The following is a 2,021-nucleotide window of genomic DNA, read 5'->3' as shown; positions in this document are numbered from 1 at the left end:
GGGTACGCCTCCTTGACCTACCTGCACAAATACCCGATCGACCTGCTGAAGGTCGACCAGAGTTTTGTCACGAACATGAACACCGAAGACAAGGACCGCAAAATCATCGCAGCAACAATCGCCCTGGCTGCGGTCCTGGAGATGGCTGTCACGGCTGAGGGTGTGGAAACCTCCGAGCAGGCCGAGCTCTTGGGCACGATGGGCTGCAAGAGCGTCCAAGGCTGGCTCTACTCCAAAGCCCTGCCTCATGACGACATCACTCCACTACTCGACCACAGCTACTCCACTCCTGATGGTGCTGAAAACGGGTGAGACACCTGCGACAGTTCTGACGACACTTTCTTGCCCTGCGCTGAATGACTTGAACAGCAGTGACTGTCACAAATGAAGCAGTGCAACGACTTCAGTGTGCGACTGTCCATTTGCTTGGCCAAGGGCTTTGTAAATGTCAGTTTGTCGCCGCTGCCGAGTAGACCGATATTTGGTTACGTCCTGCACTCTTAGCCCGATAGAGCGCCTCGTCTGCATGCGACATCACATCGTCGAGGCCATTGGCATCACTGCGCTCAAGCTCGGCGATGCCAACGCTGAGAGTGACGTGACCGTCAGGAGCCTCACCTGTGAGATCAAGGGATGACACAGCAGCGCGAATGCGCTCGGCTGCGCGAATAGCCGCTTGCTTTGTCGCCCGAGGCAGGTAGACAAGGAACTCCTCACCTCCTGTTCGAAATACCCCATCACCGGAGCGGGCGGTATTGCGAACAGCCGCGGAAACCCTTCGCAGCACTCGATCTCCAGCCGGATGCCCGAATTCGTCGTTGACTCGCTTGAAGTGATCCACATCCATTGCCATGACACAGTAGCGATCCGCTGGGATGACCAGCTCCAACGCTCGACGATTTCCCAACCCTGTCAACTGGTCGGTCTCAGCTTCTTGGTGTAGTCGCCTCTCCGCCAGATACTGCTCAACCGTTGGGCGAATGATCGACGCCATCGCGTCAAGCATCGAAGCGAAATCTTGGTCGCGCGCGCCACCATCGCGCCCGCCTACCAGGAGATTCGCTTTAGGTGCACCATCCAGCGGGATGGTCATCCAACCCCGATGCGTCCCACTGTGCGCAGTCCTTGCGCCCTCTCTCCCCCATTCCACCCACTGGCGTTCATCTGGCAGGAAGAGCCGGAGGAGGACTTCAGCAGCAATCTGAGTGTCAAGAAGGATTCGGTTGATCTGCGCCACGAGCTCGCCCGGGGAATGAGCTTCGAGCAGTGCCTGCAGGATGTACGCCCTGCATTCGCTCAGTCGCATGAGGTGTTGTAGGTCAAGATCAGCATCGGACAAGGTGAAGATGCCGCATTCGATTTGCTTGAGACCCTCAAAGGCTGGCTGCACGAGATCACCTTCAATGATGTGCCCATGCTGTGGCGCTATACGAGCAATATCTGGCCAGTGCTGCTGGATGCGAGTTAGACCAACTTCAAGCAGTTGTCGGCTAGGCATGTAGTGCTGATGGAATGGGCGAGCCGCCTCGAGAATGTACTCAAGATCGGTGCCGACGAGGATATTGGAATCCGGGACGAAGCCGCCGAACAGATCAGCGGAAAACAGGGTGCCGGTGAGCGTATCGAAACTGACGAATGCGCCAGGAAAATGCAAGTACGGCGTGAGCTGAAACTGGAGCTCGCGATCGCCAGCCAGCGGAAGCCGCCAAGCGTGGTCTTCGAGCAAGTAATAAGGAAACCGGTGACCGTAGTGGTCAAGCAATTCACGCGCACGCCATTCAGTGACGACTTGGACATCGTCGCGTTTGAGAATTCCCGTCAGATCGGTCAGCGAACTGCACACGTCCGGATCGGCGTGATGACACACGAGATACTTGATGTGATCCAGCGGCATCACTTGTCGAACCTTTGAAAGGACGCCATCGATCGTGACATTTGATCCCGGGTCGATCAGAACCGAGTCTGTGCCGTTGTCAACAAGGTATGCATGGCACTGGAATGTGTCATCCAGCAATCGCACT

General features: G+C 56.6%; 2 protein-coding genes. One reads left to right on the top strand and one right to left on the bottom strand.

From position 1 onward, the window contains the following. The coding region (locus Q8M73_12400; GenBank protein ID MDP2289351.1) for an EAL domain-containing protein at window positions 1-312 on the top strand (312 nt) is incomplete at its 5' end. Between the two features lie 136 nt (window positions 313-448). Here Q8M73_12400 and Q8M73_12395 read toward each other — a convergent pair. Continuing rightward, the coding region (locus tag Q8M73_12395; GenBank protein ID MDP2289350.1) for a diguanylate cyclase at window positions 449-2,021 on the bottom strand (1,573 nt) is incomplete at its 5' end.

It is taken from the genome of Actinomycetota bacterium (genome assembly GCA_030684515.1).
In the GTDB taxonomy this organism is placed as follows: Bacteria; Actinomycetota; Actinomycetes; order S36-B12; family S36-B12; genus UBA11398.
This window is presented reverse-complemented; position numbering and strand designations above follow the sequence as displayed.